This window comes from Streptomyces sp. B21-083, assembly GCF_036898825.1.
GTDB lineage: Bacteria > Actinomycetota > Actinomycetes > Streptomycetales > Streptomycetaceae > Streptomyces.
The window spans coordinates 4,572,266-4,594,737 of the sequence record NZ_JARUND010000001.1; the positions used below are offsets into that span (position 1 = coordinate 4,572,266).

At 69.7% G+C, this 22,472-nt stretch carries 23 protein-coding genes; 13 read left to right on the forward strand and 10 right to left on the reverse strand.

Features of this window, described 5'->3' with window-relative positions:
- Positions 1 to 152: 152 nt before the first annotated feature.
- The 5 genes from QA861_RS47065 to QA861_RS20525 form a co-directional block, all read right to left on the reverse strand.
- Positions 153 to 233 carry an Ms5788A family Cys-rich leader peptide gene (locus QA861_RS47065; protein ID WP_351335063.1) on the reverse strand — a complete coding sequence of 27 codons (81 nt, stop codon included), beginning with the start codon at positions 231 to 233 and terminating at the stop codon, positions 153 to 155.
- 264 nt (positions 234 to 497) lie between these two features.
- Entirely contained in the window at positions 498 to 1,244 is a 747-nt protein-coding gene (locus QA861_RS20510; protein ID WP_334589784.1) for an LmeA family phospholipid-binding protein, read from the reverse strand.
- Positions 1,245 to 1,386: 142 nt separating this feature from the next.
- Complete coding sequence (locus tag QA861_RS20515; protein WP_334589785.1) at positions 1,387 to 2,505, reverse strand: hypothetical protein; 1,119 nt, start codon at positions 2,503 to 2,505, stop codon at positions 1,387 to 1,389.
- A gap of 10 nt (positions 2,506 to 2,515) precedes the next feature.
- Positions 2,516 to 2,770, reverse strand: a complete 255-nt coding sequence (locus QA861_RS20520; RefSeq protein WP_044472262.1) for a MoaD/ThiS family protein — start codon at positions 2,768 to 2,770, stop codon at positions 2,516 to 2,518.
- A 54-nt stretch (positions 2,771 to 2,824) separates the two neighbouring features.
- On the reverse strand, positions 2,825 to 3,736 hold the full coding sequence (locus QA861_RS20525) for an alpha/beta hydrolase (protein ID WP_334589786.1): 912 nt from the start codon (positions 3,734 to 3,736) through the stop codon (positions 2,825 to 2,827).
- Positions 3,737 to 4,018: 282 nt separating this feature from the next.
- Here QA861_RS20525 and QA861_RS20530 point away from each other — a divergent pair, with 282 nt between their 5' ends.
- The 6 genes from QA861_RS20530 to QA861_RS20555 all read left to right on the forward strand — a co-directional run bounded on the left by QA861_RS20530 (position 4,019) and on the right by QA861_RS20555 (position 9,769).
- The gene (locus QA861_RS20530) at positions 4,019 to 4,831 is read left to right on the forward strand and encodes a response regulator transcription factor (RefSeq protein WP_334589787.1); all 813 of its coding nucleotides are present in this window, start codon (positions 4,019 to 4,021) and stop codon (positions 4,829 to 4,831) included.
- Positions 4,832 to 4,948: 117 nt separating this feature from the next.
- On the forward strand, positions 4,949 to 5,974 hold the full coding sequence (locus tag QA861_RS20535; RefSeq protein WP_334589788.1) for a LacI family DNA-binding transcriptional regulator: 1,026 nt from the start codon (positions 4,949 to 4,951) through the stop codon (positions 5,972 to 5,974).
- A 108-nt stretch (positions 5,975 to 6,082) separates the two neighbouring features.
- Positions 6,083 to 7,237, forward strand: coding sequence for a S1C family serine protease (locus tag QA861_RS20540; RefSeq protein ID WP_334589789.1), 1,155 nt, complete (start codon positions 6,083 to 6,085; stop codon positions 7,235 to 7,237).
- 29 nt (positions 7,238 to 7,266) lie between these two features.
- Entirely contained in the window at positions 7,267 to 7,464 is a 198-nt protein-coding gene (locus tag QA861_RS20545) for a hypothetical protein (protein ID WP_334589790.1), read from the forward strand.
- A gap of 125 nt (positions 7,465 to 7,589) precedes the next feature.
- The gene (locus tag QA861_RS20550; RefSeq protein ID WP_334589791.1) at positions 7,590 to 8,327 is read left to right on the forward strand and encodes a response regulator transcription factor; all 738 of its coding nucleotides are present in this window, start codon (positions 7,590 to 7,592) and stop codon (positions 8,325 to 8,327) included.
- Complete coding sequence (locus tag QA861_RS20555; RefSeq protein ID WP_334589792.1) at positions 8,324 to 9,769, forward strand: HAMP domain-containing sensor histidine kinase; 1,446 nt, start codon at positions 8,324 to 8,326, stop codon at positions 9,767 to 9,769. The genes QA861_RS20550 and QA861_RS20555 overlap by 4 nt, the downstream gene beginning before the upstream one ends.
- A gap of 18 nt (positions 9,770 to 9,787) precedes the next feature.
- Here the strand turns inward: QA861_RS20555 and QA861_RS20560 are convergent, their stop codons facing one another.
- The 3 genes from QA861_RS20560 to QA861_RS20570 are packed head-to-tail and all read right to left on the reverse strand — an operon-like array spanning position 9,788 to position 11,848.
- A complete protein-coding gene (locus QA861_RS20560) occupies positions 9,788 to 10,384 on the reverse strand; it encodes a hypothetical protein (protein WP_334589793.1) in 597 nt (198 codons plus the stop codon).
- On the reverse strand, positions 10,374 to 11,600 hold the full coding sequence (locus QA861_RS20565; protein ID WP_334589794.1) for an AAA family ATPase: 1,227 nt from the start codon (positions 11,598 to 11,600) through the stop codon (positions 10,374 to 10,376). The genes QA861_RS20560 and QA861_RS20565 overlap by 11 nt, the downstream gene beginning before the upstream one ends.
- The gene (locus QA861_RS20570; RefSeq protein ID WP_443041520.1) at positions 11,597 to 11,848 is read right to left on the reverse strand and encodes a DUF397 domain-containing protein; all 252 of its coding nucleotides are present in this window, start codon (positions 11,846 to 11,848) and stop codon (positions 11,597 to 11,599) included. Before QA861_RS20570 ends, QA861_RS20565 begins: the two co-directional genes overlap by 4 nt.
- A 179-nt stretch (positions 11,849 to 12,027) precedes the next feature.
- Between QA861_RS20570 and QA861_RS20575 the strand changes: the two genes are divergently transcribed.
- Positions 12,028 to 12,300 carry a hypothetical protein gene (locus QA861_RS20575; RefSeq protein WP_334589795.1) on the forward strand — a complete coding sequence of 91 codons (273 nt, stop codon included), beginning with the start codon at positions 12,028 to 12,030 and terminating at the stop codon, positions 12,298 to 12,300.
- A gap of 155 nt (positions 12,301 to 12,455) precedes the next feature.
- Here the strand turns inward: QA861_RS20575 and QA861_RS20580 are convergent, their stop codons facing one another.
- Positions 12,456 to 13,442 (reverse strand): helix-turn-helix transcriptional regulator, encoded by a 987-nt coding sequence (locus tag QA861_RS20580; protein WP_334589796.1) that lies wholly within the window; start codon positions 13,440 to 13,442, stop codon positions 12,456 to 12,458.
- A 126-nt stretch (positions 13,443 to 13,568) separates the two neighbouring features.
- On the opposite strand from QA861_RS20580, the gene QA861_RS20585 reads away from it, so the two are divergent.
- Complete coding sequence (locus tag QA861_RS20585; protein ID WP_334589797.1) at positions 13,569 to 15,695, forward strand: pectinesterase family protein; 2,127 nt, start codon at positions 13,569 to 13,571, stop codon at positions 15,693 to 15,695.
- Positions 15,696 to 15,845: 150 nt separating this feature from the next.
- Here QA861_RS20585 and QA861_RS20590 read toward each other — a convergent pair whose 3' ends face one another.
- Entirely contained in the window at positions 15,846 to 17,669 is a 1,824-nt protein-coding gene (locus QA861_RS20590) for a bifunctional metallophosphatase/5'-nucleotidase (RefSeq protein ID WP_334589798.1), read from the reverse strand.
- A gap of 194 nt (positions 17,670 to 17,863) precedes the next feature.
- On the opposite strand from QA861_RS20590, the gene mshD reads away from it, so the two are divergent.
- The 5 genes from mshD to QA861_RS20615 all read left to right on the forward strand — a co-directional run bounded on the left by mshD (position 17,864) and on the right by QA861_RS20615 (position 22,199).
- On the forward strand, positions 17,864 to 18,799 hold the full coding sequence (mshD, locus tag QA861_RS20595) for a mycothiol synthase (RefSeq protein ID WP_334589799.1): 936 nt from the start codon (positions 17,864 to 17,866) through the stop codon (positions 18,797 to 18,799).
- A gap of 112 nt (positions 18,800 to 18,911) precedes the next feature.
- A complete protein-coding gene (locus QA861_RS20600) occupies positions 18,912 to 19,298 on the forward strand; it encodes a GntR family transcriptional regulator (RefSeq protein ID WP_334590633.1) in 387 nt (128 codons plus the stop codon).
- The gene (locus tag QA861_RS20605) at positions 19,295 to 20,203 is read left to right on the forward strand and encodes an ABC transporter ATP-binding protein (RefSeq protein WP_334589800.1); all 909 of its coding nucleotides are present in this window, start codon (positions 19,295 to 19,297) and stop codon (positions 20,201 to 20,203) included. The genes QA861_RS20600 and QA861_RS20605 overlap by 4 nt, the downstream gene beginning before the upstream one ends.
- The gene (locus QA861_RS20610) at positions 20,200 to 21,207 is read left to right on the forward strand and encodes an ABC-2 membrane transporter-related protein (RefSeq protein ID WP_334589801.1); all 1,008 of its coding nucleotides are present in this window, start codon (positions 20,200 to 20,202) and stop codon (positions 21,205 to 21,207) included. The genes QA861_RS20605 and QA861_RS20610 overlap by 4 nt, the downstream gene beginning before the upstream one ends.
- The gene (locus QA861_RS20615) at positions 21,204 to 22,199 is read left to right on the forward strand and encodes an ABC-2 membrane transporter-related protein (RefSeq protein WP_334589802.1); all 996 of its coding nucleotides are present in this window, start codon (positions 21,204 to 21,206) and stop codon (positions 22,197 to 22,199) included. The genes QA861_RS20610 and QA861_RS20615 overlap by 4 nt, the downstream gene beginning before the upstream one ends.
- Positions 22,200 to 22,472: the final 273 nt, after the last annotated feature.

The window sequence follows — 22,472 nt, forward strand, 5'->3', positions numbered from 1 at the left end:
GTGCAGTAAGCAGAGGGGGTACGTAGTCGGTCGTATCCGGTCGTACCCGCTTGTGTGCGGTCAGGCCTGTTGCGACTCGCGCACGAGGGCCCTTGGGTGAAGGGCGCCGGGGATGCGGGAGGTGGTGCGCCGCTGACGCCGCGCGCTCCCGCTCAGAAAGGGCGACAGAGCATGGCGGCGACGCGGCACAGGTCTACTGCCCGCCGCTTCGTGAGATCCGCCTGTCGCTGCATAGCGTCGATCGTAGGGACGGATTGCCGGGGATGTCACCGGCGTGTCGCATGATGAGACGCGATCGTCCGCGATGTGAGATACGGAAGGGGAGACGCCGGTGATCCTGGGCGGGCGGGCCCGGAGGTGAGGGGTACGCCCTTCGCCACATCTGCGGTACGGACGGCGCCGTCTCGCCAGTTGGACGCCGTCCGGTGGGGACGGCCTGACGTTCCCTGCGTTTTCTGCGTTCCCTGCGTTCTCTGTCCTGCTGGCTACCCCGCCAGCTACCCAGCGAGGTTGACGTTCGAACCCTTCACCGTGATGTCCACGCCGGTCTTCGCCGCCTCGACCGAGTCCAGCTTGATACCGCCGGGCAGGCCCTCGATCTTCTGCTGGAAGTCCGTCACCGCTCGCATCCTGCCGTCGGCGAGGTCGATGCCCAGGTTGGGCAGGGAGTCCGCCTTCACCTTCACCGTGTCGCCGGCGACCGTGACCGTGCTGAGGACCGACACCGGCTGCGGAAGCTGCTTGCCGAGCACCGTCGCCTCGACGGCGACCTTGATCTTGCCGTTGCCGCCGTCCGAGAGGCCCACGACCGTGGCGGTCACACCGGGGACCACCTCCGTGGGCTGCGATCCGGTGGTCGCCTTGGCCGCCTTCAGCAGCTCGGCGTACGTGATGTTGGCGCTGCCGGTCGCGGTGGCCGCGGTGGCGGAGCTGTAGTCGCCGCTGAACTCGACACCTTGCATCCGGGCGTTCAGGTCGTCGATGCGGATGTTCTGGCCGGAGGTGCCGGTGGCGGCGTCGTAGTCCTTGATGCCGACCTCGACGTCGTCCAGTTCGCCGCCGGCGACCTGGGTGAGGAAGGGGAAGCCCTTGATGGACACGTCCGGGGTGGTGGCCAGGCCCTCGTTGGTCCTGAGCCGGTCCGCGACCTCGTCCTCCGCGAAACCGACGGCGACGCGGTCGGCGATCACGAAGAGGCCGCCGAGGATCACGGCGACGATGAGGAGTATTCGGAGTGCACGCATGTTCGTGACGGTACCGGGGGTGGTGTTGCCGGTGGGCGGGGTGGGGATGGTTGTCGATCAGTTGTGACAGGGGCCGGTGTCACTGGGGCCTGCGCTGGAAAGATGCCGTAAACGGGCGGGTGGGTAAGTGGGTCGGCAAAACCTAGGCCAACGCCCGCCCCACCAGCCACACCGCCGGTGCCGCCGTCGCCAGGGGCAACGCGACGCCCGCCGTGAAGTGGACGAACCTCGACGGGTAGTCGTAGCTGGCCACCCGGTGTCCGACGAGCGCACAGACTCCCGCCGCGACCCCCAGCAACGCACCCCCCGTACCCAGGTCCGTCATCCCCCCGACCGCGATCCCGGCCCCCGCGGCCGCCAGCAGGGCGACCACCACGGACGCCACCGTCGGCAACGGCAACGCCCGCGCGAGCACAGCCGCCGCGACCGCCGCCGCCCCGACGCTCACCGCGTCCGGCTCCGCCGCCAGGTGACCGGTCGCGATGATCGCCAGCGCCGCCGAGGCGACCGTCGCCATCAGGCCGGACATCCGGGTGTCCGGGTCCGCGTGGGACCGCAGTTGCAGGACCAGGGTCAGCAGGACCCACGCCCCGAGCGTGCCCAGGATCGCCGCCGGCGCGTTCTCGCGCCCCGCCGCCAGCAGCGCCACGTCCGCCGTCAGCGCGCCCAGGAAGGCGAGGGCGATGCCCTGGCGGGCGGGCCACATCCCGTTCAGCCGGAACCAGCCCGCCGCCGTGACCGCCTGGAGGATGACGAGGGGCGCGACCAGCGCGTACGACCCGATGGCCGCCGTACCGGACAGCAGCAGCGCCAGCAGTGCCGTGAGGCCTGCGGGCTGTATCCCCGGCTCGATGATCGGCGAACGTCCCTCAAGCCGGGCCCGCTGCGCGTCGGTGATACGCGCGTTGCCGGCGACCGTGGCGGGACCGTACCCGGCGTCCGCGGGGGCCCCTTGGGGCTGCAGGTACGGAGCCGGGGTCTCCGGCACCTCGGCCATCACGGCCGGAGCGACCGGGTCGACGGGGGCGACGGGGGCGTGCATCTGCGTCTCCCAGGTCTGTCCCTGCCACTGCTGCGTGTACTGCTGCGCCTCCGCGTCGTCGTACGCCGGCTGCTGCCCCGGCCAGGCCTGGGGCTGCTGTCCCCCGTACGGCTGCTGCGGCTGTTGCTGCTGCTGTTGGTGCTGCTGATACGGGTCGTAACCCTGGTACGCGTCCCCGTACTGCCCGTCGTACTGCCCATATGGCTGCTGGTCGCTCATGACGCTGTGCTCACCCTCCTGCGAACGGCGGGAGCACCTCGACCGTGCCGCCCTCGGCCAGCCGTACCGTCTCATGTTCGCGGGTGCCCACGGGGTCACCGTCGATGAGGAACGAGCATCGGCGCAGGACCTGGACGAGTTCGCCGGGGTGTCGCTCGCGGACCCCGTCGAGCGCCTCCGCGAGGGTGGCCGCGTCGTACGGCTCCTCTGCGACCCCTGCCGCGGCTTTCGCGGCGGCCCAGTAGCGCACCGTGACCTTTGGCATCTGCCTGTCTCTGCTCTCTGCTTCCTCGATCAATCGGCTGTGACTACGTTCAGGCTAGCCCGCCTTCGCGACAGCCCAGTCCCCGATGCGCCGCAACAACTCCTCGCCCGCCGCGTGCTCCGCGTGCCCCATCCCCGGCTCCAGCCACAGTTCGCCCGCGTCACCGGCCGCGCCCGCGAGCATCCGGGGATGGTCCACCGGGAAGTAGCCGTCCCGGTCGCCGTGCACGATCAGCAGCGGCCGCGGCGCCATCCGCGCCGCCGCCTCCACCGGGGAGAGCGGTACGGGGTCCCAGTGCCGGTGGTGGATGCGCGTACGCAGGCCGTAGCGGCTTATTAGGCGGCCCTCGGGACGGGTGATCAGCCAGTGCACGCGCCGCATGGGGGCCGTACCCCGGTAGTACCAACGGGCCGGCGCACTCACCGAGACCACCACGTCCGAGGCCGCCTCCGTGCGCCCCCCGCGCTTCGGTCCGTAGAGCGCGGCGTGCCGCAGGACCACCGAGCCGCCCATCGAGAAACCGACCGTGGCCACCCGGGTGTGCCCGAGCTCACGTGCCCAGCGAACCGCGGCGGCCAGATCGAGGACCTCGCGGTCACCGACCGTCGAACGGCCGCCGGACGCCCCGTGCCCCCGGAAGGAGAACGTCAGCACCGCCCCGTACCGCGCGAACGCCTCCGCCACCCGTCGAACGTGCGGCCGGTCCACATCCCCCGTGAACCCGTGCGCGACAACGAACACGAGGTGATCGGAGAGGTGCCCGGAAGGGGGACTGGAAGGGGGCCTGGCCGGGTGACCGGAAGGTGGCGTCGGGGTGTCGTATACAACGCCTCCCGGCTCGTATACGGCATCGATCGTCACCCCGTCGTCGGTGGTCAGAAACCTCCGCAGAGGGGTGCGATCGGCCGTCTCAGAGTTCGGGACGGCGAAAGATCGCGTCACATGACCTGCCGGACCAGTGCTCATGTGGGCTATTCTGCTGGGCAGAGGACTCGGGCAGCGCAGCCCCCGGGTCCTTTTGTGCTTTCGGTGGCGCTGTATACAAAGCGGGATGCGAGCGGAACGCTCCAGGAAACCGCAGGTGTACGGCACGTGGATCGCGCAGCAGTACAGCAGTGCCGCAAACGTCCTCGCAGGGACCGAGGAGGAACCAGACGTTATGGGCGACCGAACCGAGAACGACCGTACGCACGACCGTATGGCGACGACGATCCGGACAGGAACGACGATCCGGGGAGGTGGGACGCGATGAGTTCACTTCTGCTCCTGACCAACGCCCTCCAGCCGTCGACGGAGGTGCTTCCCGCTCTCGGCCTCCTTCTGCACAACGTGCGCGTGGCGCCGGCGGAGGGCCCCGCTCTCGTCGACACCCCGGGCGCCGACGTCATCCTGATCGACGGCCGACGGGACCTCCCGCAGGTGCGCAGCCTGTGCCAGCTGCTGCGTTCCACCGGCCCCGGCTGTCCTCTGATCCTCGTCGTCACCGAGGGCGGCCTCGCGGCCGTCACCGCCGACTGGGGTATCGACGACGTCCTGCTGGACACCGCCGGGCCCGCCGAGGTCGAGGCACGACTGCGGCTCGCCATGGGGCGCCAGCAGATCGTCAACGACGACTCCCCGATGGAGATCCGCAACGGCGACCTCTCGGTCGACGAGGCGACGTACAGCGCGAAGCTCAAGGGCCGGGTCCTCGACCTGACCTTCAAGGAGTTCGAGCTCCTGAAGTACCTGGCCCAGCACCCCGGTCGCGTCTTCACCCGCGCCCAGCTCCTCCAGGAGGTCTGGGGCTACGACTACTTCGGTGGCACCCGTACGGTCGACGTGCACGTACGGCGCCTCCGCGCGAAGCTCGGCCCCGAGCACGAGTCGCTGATCGGGACCGTCCGGAACGTCGGTTATCGATTCGTTACGCCGGAGAAGGGCGACCGCACGAGCGACGAGGCGAAGGCCAAGGCGGCTGCTCTCGCGAAGTCGGACGGTGCGGGCGCTACGGGCGATTCGGGCGATACGGCGGCTCTGGACGCCGTCACGGAGCCGTCCGAGGTCAACGCCGAGGCGTGAGCCGCAGTACGCGACGCACCCGGGTGACAGCTCACGGCGTGGTCCGCGCTCCGGGCGGGTGGGTAACGAAGTCCTTACGCCCTGCCCAGAGCGGGTCCATCCGCGTAGACTCCGTGAGTGGCCAAGGTGACTAGGGATGATGTGGCTCGGCTGGCGGGGACCTCCACCGCCGTCGTCAGTTATGTCATCAACAACGGACCCCGGCCGGTTGCCCCGGCCACGCGCGAGCGTGTCCTCGCCGCGATCAAGGAACTGAGCTACCGGCCCGACCGGGTCGCCCAGGCGATGGCGTCGCGGCGCACGGACCTCATAGGCCTGATCGTGCCGGACGCGCGCCAGCCCTTCTTCGGGGAGATGGCGCACGCGGTCGAACAGGCCGCGTCCGAGCGCGGAAAGATGGTGCTGGTCGGCAACTCCGACTACATCGCCGAGCGCGAGGTCCACTATCTGCGGGCCTTCCTCGGTATGCGGGTCTCCGGGCTGATCCTGGTCAGCCACGCCCTGAACGACAACGCGGCGGCGGAGATCGAGGCCTGGGACGCCCGGGTCGTCCTCCTTCACGAACGCCCCGAGGCCATCGACGACGCCGCAGTCGTCACGGACGACCTCGGCGGCGCCCACCTCGCCGTGCGCCATCTGCTGGAGCACGGCTACGAGTACGTCGCCTGTATCGGCGGCATCGCCGAGACCCCGGCGGTCGGCGACCCGGTCTCCGACCACGTCCAGGGCTGGCGGCGCGCGATGGACGAGGCCGGTGTCTCCACGGAGGGCCGCCTCTTCGAGGTCCTCTACAACCGGTACGACGCCTACACGGCCGCCCTGGAGATCCTCGCCGACCCGGACACCCGCCCCCCGGCCATCTTCTGCTCCACCGACGACCAGGCGATCGGCCTGCTGCGCGCGGCCCGCGAGCTGCGCATCGATGTCCCCGGCGAGCTGGCGGTGGCCGGCTTCGACGACATCAAGGAAGCGGCCCTGGCGGACCCGCCCCTCACCACCGTCGCCTCCGACCGCCCCGGCATGGCCCGCGCGGCCGTTGACCTGGTCCTCGACGACGGGGTACGGGTGGCGGGCTCGCGGCGCGAGCGCCTGAAGCTGTTCCCGTCGCGCTTGGTGACCCGGCGTTCCTGCGGCTGCGAGTAACCGCCCAGAGCTGTTCGGTCGGGCCTTTATTTCGGGCATACGAGGTTCTGTCGGGCTTCTCAGGGAGCACTCAGCCAGCTCTCATGCTGGGGCGGCAAGCTCTGTTCCATGACCGAGAGCTTCCGCCGCAGCGGCGAGTACGAGACCCCCCAGGGCAACGAGCCGCAGTCCGCGTACCCCCAGCAGCACGTCGCCTCTTCCCCCGTGAACCCGGAGTGGCCGCCCCCGCCGGCGTACGAGCCGCCGACGGTCCAGCAGCCCGCGTACCAGGAACCGGCCCAGACCCCGCAGACGCAGGCCCCGCAGGCCCAGCCCGCGGCCACGGCCACCCTCTTCGCGGAGCCCTCGGCCGATCCTGCCGCCCCCGCCCACCAGCGCAAGAAGCGCGCGAAGGGCCCCTTCGCCCTCCTCGCCGCAGTGGCCGTCGTCGCCGCGGCGATAGGCGGCGGCACGGCGTACGGCATCCAGGAACTGACCAACTCGGACTCCGCCGTCACCTCCAGCAGCACCAGCACCAACGTGGTGGCGTCGAGCGCGAAGGGCACGGTCTCCGGGGTCGCCGCGGCGGTCAGCCCGAGCATCGTCGAGATCAACGCGACCTCGAACTCGGGTTCCTCGACCGGCTCCGGCGTGATCATCACGTCCGACGGCGAGATCATCACCAACAACCACGTCATCGCCGGTGCCTCGGCCGTCAAGGTGTCGACGAGCGACGGCAGGACGTACACCGCGAAGGTCGTCGGCACCGACAGCAAGAAGGACCTCGCCCTCATCAAGCTGGAGAACGCCTCCGGCCTGAAGACGGCGACCCTCGGTGACTCCGCCGGCGTCCGGGTCGGCGACCAGGTCGTGGCGATCGGCTCCCCCGAGGGCCTGACCGGCACGGTCACCAGCGGCATCGTGTCCGCCCTCAACCGTGACGTCACCGTCGCCACGGAGGAGAGCCAGGGTCAGCAGCAGCAACAGCAGGGCGGCGGAAGCGGTGGTGGCTGGCCGTTCGAGTTCGGGGGCCAGCAGTTCAACGGCGACACCGGTACGTCCACGACGACGTACAAGGCCCTGCAGACGGACGCGTCCCTCAACCCCGGCAACTCCGGCGGCGCGCTCATCGACATGAACGGCAACATCATCGGCATCAACTCCGCGATGTACTCGGCGACTTCGTCCTCGTCGGACGCGGGCAGCGCGGGACTGGGCTTCGCCATCCCGATCAACACCGTCAAGTCCGACCTGGCGACACTGCGGTCCGGCTCCACCAGCTGACGCACGAGAGACAGAGACAGGGGTACGTCATGATCAACCAGGTTTCGCACAAGCTGACCGCCGGCACGGCGGCCACCGGCCCGGCCTCCCTGGACCTCGCCCTCGGCGTGGCCTTCGCCCTGCACCCGCCGACGGCGACGCCCCGGGCCACGGAGGTCGCGACGGTCACGCGTACGGCCGCCGGGCGCAGGGCGACGACGCGGATGCGCCGTCCAGCACTCAGCTGATCCGCTCCCCAGCTGATCCTTCTCCCCACGTCTTCTCCGCTGATCCTTCTTCTCCGCAGCAGACCGGAAACGTGCGACGCTGATGGCGTCCGACACCTCCCACCGCACCCGAGGAACCCGCGACCATGAGCCCCGCCGAAGGCGACCGTGACCCCCAGCGCATCCTGATCGTCGACGACGAGCCGGCGGTGCGCGAAGCACTCCAGCGCAGCCTCGCCTTCGAGGGATACGACACGGAGGTCGCGGTCGACGGCGCGGACGCCCTGGAGAAGGCGACCGCGTACCAGCCCGACCTGGTCGTCCTGGACATCCAGATGCCGAGGATGGACGGCCTGACGGCGGCCCGGCGTATGCGCGGCGCGGGCACGACCACGCCCATCCTGATGCTCACGGCCCGGGACACGGTCGGCGACCGGGTCACCGGCCTGGACGCCGGCGCGGACGACTACCTGGTCAAGCCCTTCGAGCTGGACGAACTCTTCGCCCGCGTACGGGCCTTGCTCCGCCGCAGCTCCTTCGCGGCAGCCGCGGTCGCGGGCAGCCTCCCGGAGGACGAGGCCCTCACCTTCGCCGACCTGCGCATGGACCTCGCGACCCGCGAGGTGACACGCGGCGGCCGGGCGGTGGAACTGACCCGCACGGAGTTCACCCTCCTGGAGATGTTCCTGGCCCACCCGCGCCAGGTCCTCACCCGTGAGCAGATCCTGAAGGCGGTCTGGGGCTTCGACTTCGAGCCGTCCTCCAACTCCCTCGACGTGTACGTCATGTACCTCCGCCGCAAGACAGAGGCGGGCGGCGAGCCGCGCCTGGTCCATACGGTCCGAGGCGTGGGGTATGTGCTGCGACAGGGCGGCGCGGAGTGAGGCGGGTCGTACGCCGGTACCAGTCACTGCCGATCAGGTCCCGGCTGGCGCTGCTGGTCGCGGCGGCGGTGGCGTTCGCGGTGGCGGCGGTATCGGTGACGTGCTGGTTCCTGGTGCAGGGCAAGTTGTACGACCAGCTCAACACTGACCTGCAGAGGGGAATGAGGGGGCCCGGACAGATCCAGCAGGCCCAGATCGCCCTCAACGACTGCTCCACAACCCCGCAGGGCAACGGTCTTTTCCGGAACAACTACACCCAACTGGTCACGGAGAGTGGAAAGGTCTGCGTCTTCGGCGATTCCACGGGCACTGTTGAGGTCACCCAGTCCGACAAGAAGGCGATCAAGAGCGGGAACACCGACCGTGTCGAATTCCGCAACGGCACCGACGCGGACGGCGCCGAAGTACGCGTGATGATCCGGCCGCTGGGTGCCACCACCACACCCACCGGGGAGATCGGACCCTATGTCGGGCTGGTCGTCGCCGTACCCCTGAAGGGCACGCAGAACACCCTCAACGATCTCGCTCTGATCCTCCTCCTCGTCTCCGGCATCGGAGTCATCGGCGCCGGAGCCGCCGGTCTCGCCGTCGCCCGCGCAGGTCTCCGCCCCGTCGACAAACTCACCGAGGCCGTCGAACACGTGGCACGGACCGAGGACCTGAGCATCCGCATCCCGGTGGAGGACGAGAGCGACGACGAGGTGGCCCGCCTCTCCCGCTCCTTCAACTCGATGACAGGATCCCTCGCCAACTCCCGTGAGCTGCAGAAGCAGTTGATCGCCGACGCCGGCCACGAACTCCGCACGCCCCTCACCTCCCTCCGTACGAACATCGAACTCCTCACCCGCAGCGAGGAGACAGGCCGCCCCATCCCGGAGGCGGACCGCAAGGCGCTCCTCGCCTCGGTAAAGGCCCAGATGACCGAACTGGCCGCCCTGATCGGCGACTTGCAGGAGCTGTCCCGCTCGGAGGGCCAGCACGGCGAGCGCGTCCAGGTGGTCGCCCTGGAGGACACCGTGGAGTCGGCGTTGCGCCGAGCCCGGCTGCGTGGCCCGGAGTTGACGATCACGGCGGACATCCAGCCCTGGTTCGTCCGGGCGGAACCCTCGGCTCTGGAACGCGCGGTGGTCAACATCCTGGACAACGCGGTGAAGTTCAGCCCCGAGAACGGCACGATCGAGGTCCAGCTGACCGACGGCACTCTGACGGTCCGCGACCACGGCCCCGGCATCCCCGCCGACGAGATCCCCCACGTCTTCGACCGCTTCTGGCGCTCCCCGTCAGCACGAGCCCTCCCCGGTTCCGGCCTGGGCCTGTCGATCGTCGCCCGTACGGTCCAACAGGCGGGCGGCGAGGTCACGTTGGCCGGCGCGGAGGGCGGCGGCACGGTGGCTACGGTACGACTGCCGGGGGCGCCTACTCCGCCGCCGGAGACCGTCTGACCAAGGCCCTCTGTGTGGTCACAGGCAGCGCAGCCGTTCCAGGGCCTCGCGAAGATCGCCGACCCAGCGGCTGTAGGCGGGGATTTGCTGAAGCACCGTCAAGGACACTCGCTGCCCCAGCCGGTCGAAGTCGTACTCAGGCCGATGCCGTGGGCCGAATGCCCGGCCCAGGGCCTTCTTCGGATCGGCGACCTTCTCGACCTCGCGCGGCGATCGGATCAACTCCCGTACCACCGTTGCCGGGCCGTCCGGCAAGGCAGTCGGGTCGGCGAGCATCCAGGCCTCCGTCTCCCGCACGGGGACGATCCCGACGACGCGTTTCGCGGACTGCGGTTGGCTCAGCCCAGCCCGTAGGGCGTCGACCTTGCCCCGCTCGTTGTGGTCGTGATGGACGACCACGACGTCCATGTGCTCCAGGAGCAATTCGACCTCTTGGACGACACGTTCACGTGGTGCGACGGTGAAGCAACTGCCGGGAGACGTCCCCACGAAGTCGAACCCGACCTCGGATTCCGACTCCAGTGCCTCCACTTGACGGTCGATGAGCGGCACGTAGAACCACTGGTCGCTCAGGCCCTCAGTCAGCAGCGCAATGCTCAGGTACCTACGCGCCATGGGCGTACCCCACGGGGTCGAGGTACTGGCGTACCTCCATGGGCGTGACGTAGGTTCCCCGCTCGCCATTGTCGGCGACCTTCCGGGACCGGGTCAGGCGAGCCGGCAATTTGCCTCCGCCGAGGCGAGTGACCGTGTCGAGGAAGACGACGTCGTGGGGGGCGTCGTCGAGGAGGGAGGCAAGGACCACTGGGGAGTGCGAGGTCACAAGGATCTGGCGAAGGTCGACGTGACCCTCACTTCCAGGAATGCGGTATTTCGTCGAAGGTTCATACGAGCCAAGATCTGTGGCGCGCCCCCTCAGCCGCTCCAACAATCTGGGTACTCGGCTCGGATGCAACCCGTTCTCGGGTTCCTCGAACATCAGTACTCCGGGATGGGTTGGATCGTGTGCCGCCGCCAGCAAGGCAAGCACCCGCAGAGTCCCGCCGGAGACAACGCGTGTAGCCATTCTCGGCTCATGTTTGTACTGGATCCAGACATCCCATTGGGCTCGATCCTGGTCCCGGACCACATCGATCTCGCGGATCTCGGGAAGGAGGGCCGACACATCCGCGTCGAAGGCCCATTTCCGTTCCGGATCCCCCTCCCACAGCCGACCGAGCACGGCCCCGAGGTTGCGCCCGTCCTCGGCCAGTCGGTCGGAGTCGTACGCGTCCGCGAACTGCCGCATCGCCTCAGGCACAGGGTCGAGGATCCACCAACTGGCAGCAGCACGTTTCAGTGAGTTGGAGGCGTCTTGGGACTCGTGCTCCTCCTCAATTCCAGGTGCCCTCCCGAACAAGAAGGAGGCATTGCCGTCGATCTGCTCGGCCGTCTCCGGTGACACCCCCAGTCCATGGCTGCCGACTGCCCCGAGCGACAGGTCGACGGCCAGCGGCTCCGGCGCATCGCGATAGCCGATCCTCACATCGACGCGCATGTGCACGGCTCCAAGGAACTGGACCTGCACCAAGACCGTCGCGCTCATCCGGATCTCGTCGACCAACGCACCGTCCGGCCTCCGCCGAAACAACTCCCGGGGGCCGCCCCGCCTGGCATACCGAACCAGCGTCTGGCTGCTCGGCTCTCTCACCAGCTGTCCGAGCAACGCCACCGCTTCCAGCAGGTTGGACTTGCCCGAACCGTTCGCGCCCAGCAGGACGAGGAACGGCGGCAGGTCGAGCGAGAAGTCGTCGAACGTCTTGAAGCCGTCGATCTCGATCCGGGTGATCACCGCTGCTCCTCACGCACCGCAAACACACGAAACGGATACAGCGCCACACTAGCCTTCCGCCCCGGACCGGGGCGCGCTACGCGCCTCTGACGCCCTCGACGAACACCTTCCAGGAAGCCGCTCCGAAGACCAGGGGGCGAGCGGCCGGAGCCTTGCTGTCCGGCGACCTCGACGCAGTCGTTGGCACCCCCTCCGCTGTAGCTCGACTCGCGCCACACAGCCGTGCTGAGGTCGAGGGTGTGAGTCATGGTCCGTGCTCCTCCAGTGGACCCCTGATGAACGTGAGCGAGTCCGACGGGGACAACGCCAGGTCCCCGGCAACGCCCGCCCTCTTCCGCAGCGTACGTCGAACCGGTGACGATCTGAACGCGAACGGTAATCGCCACTCATCAGAACGCCCCCCACGCTCAGAAGGAATCAGCGACACATGCGCCTCCTCCCCTGGACCACCCCCGAAGGCCGACCCTGCAATCTCAGCACCGACAGTGACCTCAGCCGGCTCTCTCTCCTCGCCGACGACATCGAGGCAGCCCAACTGGACTCCGGGGAGCAGGTGTTGAAGGGGGCGCGGGCCCTGCTCGGTGACCCCAGGGCGGGGGAGCGGGCCGTGCGGTTCGCGCTCACGCGGGCCACCGAGTCGTTGGCGGACGTCCTGCGGATCGCGGTCAGCCGGGGTGGGCGGATCCCGGCAGAGTGGTGATACCGGGGTTTCCTCGGGCGGGGTGCCGAGCAGATCGGGTCAGTCGGCTCCCCGCCCGAGGTTCTCCCCCGTTGCGGGAACAACAATGCCCGGGCGCCGCCCTGTTGTCGTTCGCAGTCGGTCCACAGTTCCTTGGCACTGCGTCTACTCGCGTCCTACTGGCCTTGGGGCAAGGCCCGTTGCCGGTAGTCCCTGGGTGACATCCCGTACGCGGCCCGGAACGCCCGGGTGAAGTCGGACGGGCGCTGGTACCCCCAGCGGGCGGCGATGATGTGGATCGGCGTGCAGCGCAGTGCGGGGTCCGCCAGGTCCCGGTGAGCGTGCTCCAGGCGTTGGCGGCGGATCCAGGCGGCGACCGGTTCGCCCTGGGTCTGCTGCTGGAAGATGCGGTGCAGATAGCTGAGCGAGATGTTGTGGGCCGCGGCGATCACCGGTGGTGTCAGCTCCGGGTCGTGGAGGTTCTGCCGGATGAAGTCCTGGGCGCGTGTCGCCGTCGCCCGCCCCCGCGTCTCCGGCGACAACGCGGCCTCCGCTTCCAGCAGTTGCGCGAACCAGGCCGACATGAGGTCGAGGACCACCGTGCCCAGGCGGGGCGCGTCGGACGGCTGCAGGGTGGCGGCCTGCCGGTCCAGCCCGACGACGAAGTCCGCCAGGAGCGCGCCGACCCCCTCCCGCCCCGGCAGTCGCCGGCCCAGCAACTCCCGTACCCGGTGCGGCGGCAGGGGCAGCAGTGCCTTGGGGAAGTCCACGGCCATCCCCGTGACGACGCCGCCCTGCCGATCGTCCGCCGACCTGACGTCGTACGGCTGCGAACTGTCGGCCAGGTGCAGGTCACGTGAGGTGAACGTGCTGGTCTGCCCGGCATGGTCGAGTGCCAGCCCGCCGTCGATCAGCAGCGTCAGGTGATAGAACTCCGGGTCGGACTGGCGCACCAGTTTCGGGGTCCGCCGGTAGCGAGTCGGCAGGAACGACATCTGGCTCACGACCACCGGCCCCAGTTCCATCAGCCGCTGCTCCGCCCAGAAGTCGGCGGCGTGCTCGCTGACGAGTGCGCTGGAGCGCGTGCGGCCGACCAGGTCCTGCCAGTAGTCGAACCTGTCACCCGCAGGTACGTCGTCCGTACGGAACACCGTCCCGATCATTCCGTTTCCTCTCCGGTCCCCGTTCTTCTTCGGCTCCTCGGCACGGCAACCTTTTCTCTCCCGGCTGCGACAGCCAAGTGACGTGGTTCCCCCACCAGTTAACCCCTCACTTGATCGGAAGCAGCCGTGAGCGAAACCCGCAGCACGTCCCGTGGTCGTAGTCGTCATCGCCGCCGCAAGACCGCACTGCTCGCAGGGATCCCGCTGGCCCTGACCTCCGCCGGGGCCATGGCCTACGGCGGGGTCTTCGGTGTGTTCGGTGCGGACGCGCAGCCCGAGGCGTCCGCCGCGTCCGCGACCACCTCGGCCAGGACCGCTTCCTCCGCGCTCGCCGGTGTCACCGACGTGGCGAACGGCTTCGCCTCCGTCAACGCCCTCGGCCAGAACGGGACTTACGGCGGCCGGGACGGTCAGACCGTCACCGTGAAGACGCTCGCCGACCTGGAGAGGTACGCGACGGCGTCCGAGCCGTACGTCATCGTCGTCGCGGCGACCATCAGCATGAACCCGGTCGGCAAGGAGATCAAGGTCCAGTCCGACAAGACCATCATCGGGTCCGGGACCTCCGGGCAGATCGTCGGGGGCGGCTTCTTCCTCGGGCAGGGCGTGCACAACGTCATCATCCGGAATCTCACCATCCGCGACGCCTACCAGGGTGTCTGGAACGACAAGGAGCACGACTTCGACGGCATCCAGATGGATGGCGCGCACCATGTGTGGATCGACCACAACGACATCCGCCACATGGCCGACGGTCTCATCGACAGCCGCAAGGACACGACCTACCTGACCGTTTCCTGGAACAAGCTGAGCCAGGACAACAAGGCCTTCGGTATCGGCTGGACCGAGAACACCACCGCCGACATCACGATCCACCACAACTGGATCCGCGAGACCGAGCAGCGCAACCCGTCCACCGACAACGTGGCCCACGCCCACCTCTACAACAACTTCCTGGAGGACGAGGCGGGGACCACCATCAAGTCCTCGTACGGCAATTACTCCCGCGGCAAGACCAACATGGTGCTCGAGAACTCCTACTTCCAGGGCATGACCAACCCGGTCGTCCGCGACGCCACCGCCACCCTCGTCCAGCGCGGCAACGTCTTCTCGGGGACCAGTGGCAAGAACGAGAGCGGGGGGTCGGGCGCGGCCTGGGACCCGAAGAAGTATTACGCCTACACGCTCGACAAGGCGGCCGATGTACCCGCCCTACTCAAGTCCGGTGCGGGGCCCCGCAGTTCCGTGGCCAGGGCGAGCGGTGGTACGTCGGGCGCGACCACCACGTCCGCCGCCGCCACGACCCTCACCGTCGCCGCCGACGGTTCCGGCCAGTACCGGACCGTGCAGGCCGCCGTGAACGCCGTACCCGCGAACAACGCCTCCCGGGTGGTCATCTCCGTCAAGCCGGGCACGTACCGCGAGCTGGTCAAGGTTCCGTCGAACAAGCCGCACGTGACCATCCAGGGCAGCGGCGGCAGCCGTAAGGACACCACGATCGTCTACAACAACGCGTCCGGTACGCCGAAGCCCGACGGCTCCGGCACGTACGGCACCGGCGGCAGCGCCACCGTCGCGGTCGACGCGGACGACTTCCAGGCCCGCAACCTGACCATCTCCAACGACTTCGACGAGGCCGCGCACCAGGACATCGCCAACCAGGCGGTCGCCCTGCGCACCTCGGCCGACAAGGTGCTGCTCGACGGCGTCATCGTCAGCGGCGACCAGGACACCCTGCTGGTGGACACCGCGTCCAAGGACAAGCTGGGCCGCGTCTACATCACCAACTCCTACGTCATCGGCAACACCGACTTCATCTTCGGCCGGGCCACCGCCGTGATCGACAAGTCGGTCATCACCCTGAAGAAGCGCTGGAACGGCACCTCGGCCGGCTACGTCACGGCTCCCAGCACCGCCGCGAACCGCAAGGGCATCCTGATCGCCAACTCCACGGTGAGCGGTGACGTCTCCGACCGCAGCTTCTACCTCGGCCGCCCCTGGCACGCGGGCGGCGACGCGAGTCTCGACCCGCAGACCACCGTCCGCAACACCTCGCTGAGCGCGGCGATCAGGACGACCCCCTGGACCGACATGAGCGGCTTCTCGTGGAAGGCCGACCGCTTCGCCGAGTACAAGAACACCGGCGCCGGCTCGGGCGCCGCGAGCAGCGAACGCCCGATCCTGACCGACGCCCAGGCCACCAACCAGGAGGTCGCCGACTGGCTGGGCGACTGGACACCCACGGCCGGCTGACCATCGCACAACGGCACGGGCTGCACGGGCTGCACGGGCTGCACGATCCTTTCCCAGAGAGGGCCCAAGGCGATACGCCCTGGGCCCTCCGAGATAAAACCGCTACCGATGCCGCTACCGATGCGGACACCGACACCGCTACCGCAACTACTACTGCACGATCGTGATCCGGTTCGCCGCCGGCGGCGCGATCGGGGTCGTCGCCGTGGAGTTGGCGGTCAGGTAGTCCGCCAGCACGGCCAGGTCGTCCGTGCCGACCAGGTCGTTCGTGCCCTGGCCCAGCGTCGGGAAGCCGTCGCCGCCGCCCGCGAGGAAGTTGTTCGTCGCGACGCGGTAGGTGGCGGCCGGGTCGATCGCCGCACCGTTCAGCCTGACGGAGGCGGCGACCAGGCGCTCCGCGCCCGCCTTCGTCATGTCGAGCGTGTAGGTGAGCCCCGAGGACACCTGGAGCACCTTCGGCGAGGCGGCGTTCGTACCGCTCACCTGCTCCTGGAGTACGGAGATCAGCTGGGCGCCGGTGAAGTTCTGCAGGTTCACGGTGTTGGAGAACGGCTGGACGGTGAAGCCCTCGGCGTAGGTGACGACACCGTCGCCCTCACTGCCCTTGGCCGCGAACGTCAGCCCCGCCCGGATACCGCCCGGGTTCATCAGCGCGAGGTCGGTCTCCGGGTCGAGCTTCTTGCCGTACGCCAGTTGCGCGTCGGCGATGAGGTCGCCCATCGGGGACTCGGTGCCGGTGTTGTTGATGTCGCCGGAGATGTAGCCGATGGCGCGGTTGCCGATGGGCGCCGCGAGGGTGTTCCAGCGGGCGATCAGGGCGGTCATGTCCGCGGCCTTGGCGACGGTCCGGGTGACCACGTGGTTCGCCGAGGAGACGGCCGTACGGGCGATGTCACCCGTCCAGCGGTCGTACGTCAGCGTGGTGTCCGTGTAGAGGCGGCCGAAGGACGCGGCCGAGGTGACCGTGCGCGGTTTGCCCGACGGGTCCGGGATCGTGCAGGCGTAGGCGGCGTGCGTGTGGCCGGTGACCAGCGCGTCGACCTTCGGGGTGACGTTCTTCGCGATGTCGACGATCGGCCCGGAGATGCCGGAGCCGGCGCCCGCCGCGTCACAGTCGTAGTTGTAGGAGCCGGAGGCGGGCAGGCCGCCCTCGTGGATCAGGGCCACGATCGACTTGACGCCCTGCTTCTCCAGCTCCTTGGCGTACTTGTTGATCGTCTCGACCTCGTCCTTGAACTTGAGGCCCTTCACGCCCTCGGCGGAGACGACACCGGGGGTGTCCTCCAGGGTCACGCCGATGAAGCCGATCTTGACGCCGTTCTTCTTCCACACCCAGTAGGGCTTGAGGATCGGCTTCCTGGTCTTCTCGTCGAGCACGTTCGCCGCGAGGTAGGGGAAGTCCGCGCCCTTGAACTTCTTGCCCTTGACGTAGCAGCCGTCGGTCGGGTGGCAGCCGCCCTTCTGCAGCCGGGCCAGTTCCCTGGCACCCTCGTCGAACTCGTGGTTGCCGACCGAGGTGACGTCGAGGTCGAGGCCGTTGAGCGCCTCGATGGTGGGCTCGTCGTGGAAGAGGCCCGAGATCAGCGGGGAGGCACCGACCATGTCGCCGCCGGCCGCCGTGATCGAGTACGGGTTGCCCTTGCGGGCCTCGCGCAGATGCGTGGCGAGGTACTCGACACCACCCGCGTCGATCGTCTTCGTCGAACCGTCGGCCTGGATCTCGGTGACCCGGCCGGAGGAGCCGGACGGCGGCTCCAGGTTGCCGTGCAGGTCGTTGAAGGACAGCAACTGCACGTCCTGGTAACGGCTCGGCTTGCTGTGGCCGTGACCGCCGGGCTTGTACGAGCTGTCGCCGGCGCTGGCCGGCAGAGCCGCGGCGGCGAGAGCGCCGACCGTGGCGATACCGGCGACGCCGGCGAGCAGCGCGCGCGTACGGCGTCTGCGGCGGTGGTACGGCTGGGGTGTGACAGGCATGTGCCCCCCTGAAGTTCGTGGACGAGAGAAGAGGAAGGGAGTCCATGAGAGGACGTAAGAAAAGCGTGAGAATTCAGCCCCGTCCCGGCGCAGCCTAGGGTCAACGCGCGTAGCGCGACAGGGGTTCGGGGTTACGGAACGATTGCCTTCCCCGTCGATTCACCATGAAACGGGCAGGCCTTACCCTCGTAGCCATGACCAGCGACGACACCGCGCGCCCCGTTCCTCCCGGCCTGTCTCGTTCCATCGACACCCTGGCCGCCCTCACCCCCGCACAGGCCGACGCCGTCCTCGCGCTGCTCGCGGACGCCGCCCAGGCCGACGGGCAGCAGGCGGTGTCCGAGCAGGGTCGGCTGCAGCTGCGCGGGGGCGCCCGCGAGGGCGTGTCGCACTTCCTCCTCTCCGTGGGCGGCGAACTCGTCGGCTACGCACAGCTGGAGGACACCGACCCGGTCGAGGCGCCGGCCGCCGAGCTGGCCGTCCACCCGGCCGTCCGCGGCCACGGTCACGGGCGCGCGCTGGGTTCGGCCCTGCTGGCCGCCTCCGGCAAGCGGCTGCGCGTCTGGGCGCACGGCGGCCACTCCGCCGCCCGGCATCTGGCCCAGGTCCTCGGCCTCGCCCTCTTCCGCGAACTGCGCCAGCTACGGCGGCCGTTGACCGACCTGGAGCTGCCTGAGCCGAAGCTCCCCGAGGACGTGACGGTACGGACCTTCGTCCCCGGCGAGGACGACGCGGCCTGGCTCGCCGTGAACGCCGCCGCGTTCGCCCACCATCCCGAGCAGGGCTCCCTGACCCAGCGCGACCTCGACGACCGCAAGGGCGAGGCCTGGTTCGACCCGGAGGGCTTCTTCCTCGCCTTCCGCGACGGCGAACTCGTCGGCTTCCACTGGACGAAGACGCACGTGGCGGAGCGCCTCGGCGAGGTGTACGTCATCGGCCTGCGCCCGGGCGCCCAGGGCGGCGGCCTCGGACGGGCGCTCACGACGATCGGCCTGCGTCACTTGGCCGAGCGCGGGCTGCCCACGGCGATGCTGTACGTCGACGCGGACAACACGGCGGCGGTGAGCCTGTACGAACGGCTCGGCTTCGACACCCACGAGACGGACCTCATGTACCGCACGGAGTCGTAGCCACGCCGGGGTAACGGCGGCAATCTCCCCAAGTGGGGGCGGTGATCTTGACACCGCCCCCCTTCTTGGTTCACCCTTTCACTACTCAATTAGTGAAAGGGTGGTTGTACGAGTGGTCGAGTACCGCATCGACAGACGCACCGGCGTCGCCACCTATCTGCAGATCGTCCAGCAGACCAAACAGGCCATGCGTCTGGGCCTGTTGGAACCCGGCGACAAGCTGCCCACCGCCCGTGAGGTCGTGGAGGCCACCGCCATCAATCCGAACACCGTCCTGAAGGCCTATCGCGAGCTGGAGCGCGAGGGCCTGGTCGAGGCGCGGCGGGGCCTCGGCACGTTCGTCCGCAAGTCGCTGGGGGCCGCCCCGGCGGACTCCCCGTTCGGCGCCGAACTGGCCGACTGGGCCACCCGGGCCCGTACGGCCGGACTCGAACGGGACGACGTGGCGGCGCTGTTCACTTCCGTGCTCGACACGCATTTCAAGGGGGACCAGGGATGAGCGACACCGCCATGGAGGCGGCCGGACTGGGCAAGCGGTTCGGCCTCGGCCGGCGGAAGGGCTGGGCGCTGCACGAGTGCGCGTTCCGGCTGCCGGCCGGGCGCGTCTGCGCGGTCGTCGGGCCCAACGGCGCCGGCAAGTCGACGCTGCTGGCCCACGCGGCCGGACTGCTCAGGCCCACCGAGGGCACGCTCAGCGTCCTCGGCACCAGCCCGGCGGCGGCGCGCGAGCGCGTGGCGTACGTCGCCCAGGACAAGCCCCTGCACCCCCAGCTCACCATCGGGGACACCCTCCGGCTGGGTCAGGAACTCAACCCCCGGCGCTGGGACCGGGCCGTCGCCGAAGGCGTCGTCGCGGACGGGGCCCTCGACCCCGACGCCAAGATCCGCACCCTCTCCGGCGGCCAGCGCACCCGGGTCGCGCTCGCCCTCGCCCTCGGCAAGCGCCCTGAACTGCTGCTCCTGGACGAGCCGATGGCCGACCTCGACCCGCTCGCCCGGCACGAGCTGATGGGCACCCTGATGGCCGACGCCGCCGAGAACGGCACCACGGTTGTCATGTCCTCGCACGTCGTGGCCGAGCTGGAGGGCTCCTGCGACCACGTCCTCCTCCTCGGCGCCGGCCGGGTCCGCCTCGCCGGCCCGCTGGACGACCTGCTCGCCGCCCACACCCTGATCACCGGGCCGGCAGCCGACCTCGACGGCCACACGGTGGTCGAGTCCCGTACGACGGGCCGCCAGACCACCGCCCTCATCCGCGCCGGAGGCCGCCTCGCCGGCACCTGGCAGAGCGTCACCCCCACCCTGGAGGAACTGGTCCTCGCCCACCTCCGCTCCCCGGAGGCGCCGCCCCTGCACCTCGACGCCGACGAGTCGACGGACGAGTCCGCGGAGGTCGTCGTATGACCGCCCTGACGGCCACCGCGCCCTCGGCACGGAAACAGTCCCGGGGTTCGCGCGGCCCCCACGGCCTCACCTGGACCCTGCTGCGCGTCCACCGCTCCGCGCTCTGGTTCTGGGTGCTGTACGTCGCCCTGACCGCCGGCGTGATCCTGTGGACGTACGGGCCGGGCGCGAACGCCGCCCTCGACGAACTGGTCCGGTCGGGCTGCCGTGACGGCACTCCGAACCTCGGCTGTGACACGGGAAGTGCGCATGTGAGCCGCTGGGCCACGGGCGTGGGCCTCGGCAGCTCCCTCATCACCGTCGCCCCGTTTCTGATCGCCGCGTGGGCGGGCGGCTCGCTCATCGGCCGCGAGCTGGAGAACGGCACCGCACAGCTGGCCTGGACCCAGTCCGTGTCCCCGGCCCGCTGGCTCGCCGCCAAGCTCGCCGTACCGGCCGTACTGATCGCCACCGGCACCCTCCTCCTCACCGCACTGCACCGCCTGATGTGGGCGTCCAACCCCGAACTGACGCAGTGGTACGGCACGTGGAACTGGTTCGATCCCCAGATCTTCAACGCCAACGGCACCCTTGCCACCGCCTACGCCCTGACCGGTCTGGCCCTCGGCGTCCTCGCGGGCCTGGTCGCGCGCCGCTCGCTGCCCGGTCTCGGCGTCGGAATCGTCGCCGTCGGAATCCTCGTACAGCAGTTCCAGTCCCTGCGTCCGCACCTGTGGCCGACCGAGACCCGGAAAAGCCCCGTCGGGTTCGAGGACACCGTCAGCATGTGGGCCGGCAAGGGCTCCTACACCTCCACCGGCGCCCGTATCCCCGACCTGCTCTGCGGAGACAGCGCCTCGTGCGTCGCCCGTAACGACGTCGCCGGCGTCTACCTCGACTATCACCCCGCCTCCCACTTCTGGCCCCTCCAGCTCGTGGAGACCGGCATCCTCCTCGCCCTCGTGGCGGTGGCCGCGCTGATCGCGTTCGCCGTCCTCAGACGCCGTACGGGAGCCCTCGTATGACCAGCACCACCGCGCTCGCGGTCCCAGCGAGCCCACGACGCACCCGCCTGCGCCCCCACGGCCTGCCCGCCGCCCTGCTGATCCTGCACCGCTCGGCACTCTGGTTCTGGCTGCTGCTGGTCGCCGTGGCCGCCGGGACTCTGCTGTGGACCTACGGATACGGGCTCGACGCGGCCTTCGCCCAGTTCACCAGGGCCGGCTGCCACGACGGGGCCGTGGCACAGGCCTGCGACTACTCCGGAGGCGACCGGGACCTCCTCGGCACCGCCGTGTCCGTCGGCAGAGGGCTGCTCAACGTCGTCCCCCTCCTGACCGCCGCCTGGGCGGGCGGCGCCCTGATCAGCCGTGAGCTGGAGAACGGCACCGCTCAGCTGGCCTGGACCCAGTCGGTCTCCCCGGCCCGCTGGCTGGCCGCCAAGCTCGCCGTACCGGGCGCGCTGCTCGTCACCGGAACCGCCCTCCTCACGTTCCTGCACCGACTGGTGTGGGACAAGCACAGCGAGGTGTGGGGGCCTCTGGGCTCCTGGAAGTGGCACGAGAACGGCAACTACTTCGCCAACGGCACCCTCGCCACCGCGTACCCCCTGCTCGGCCTGGCCCTCGGCGCCCTCGCGGGCCTGCTCCTACGCCGGCCGCTGCCCGCCCTCGGTGTCGCCGTGCTGTCCCTGCTGACCCTCATGAGCGTCCTCGACGACCTGCGTCCGCACCTGTGGCCGGTCGAGACCCTGACCCGGAAGACCGGCTACCCGGAGTGGACCGGCATGGTCGTCGGCGACGGCGCCCTGACCAGCACCGGGAAGCACGTGAGCGACCCCTACTGCGTGTCCGACACCAAGTGCCTCGCCGACCACGACATCGTCGGCTACTTCCGCGACTACCACCCGGCCTCCCACTTCTGGCCCCTCCAGCTCATGGAGACCGGCATCGTCCTCGCCCTCACCGCCGCCGCGACAGCCGCCACCTTCTGGCTGCTGCGCCGCCGCACGGCCTGACCACCCCGGCCCGCCCCCTCAAGCCCGTCCGGCGCTTGAGGACAAGGCCCGTTCAGGGCCGGTGCGGGGGTCTGGGGGCGGCAGCCCCCAGGGGAGCCCACCCCAACCCTCGCACCCAACCCCGCGCCGCCCGCCGCAGGCGCCCGCACCCGCGAGCCGCCCCCCGATATCCCGCACGTCATGTCCCCGTAACCATTGATTCAGCCAGGCTTGCGACGCTCACCCAATGACGCCCGCCGTGCCTGAGCCTTCGCCGCCCCCAGAGGGCACCAA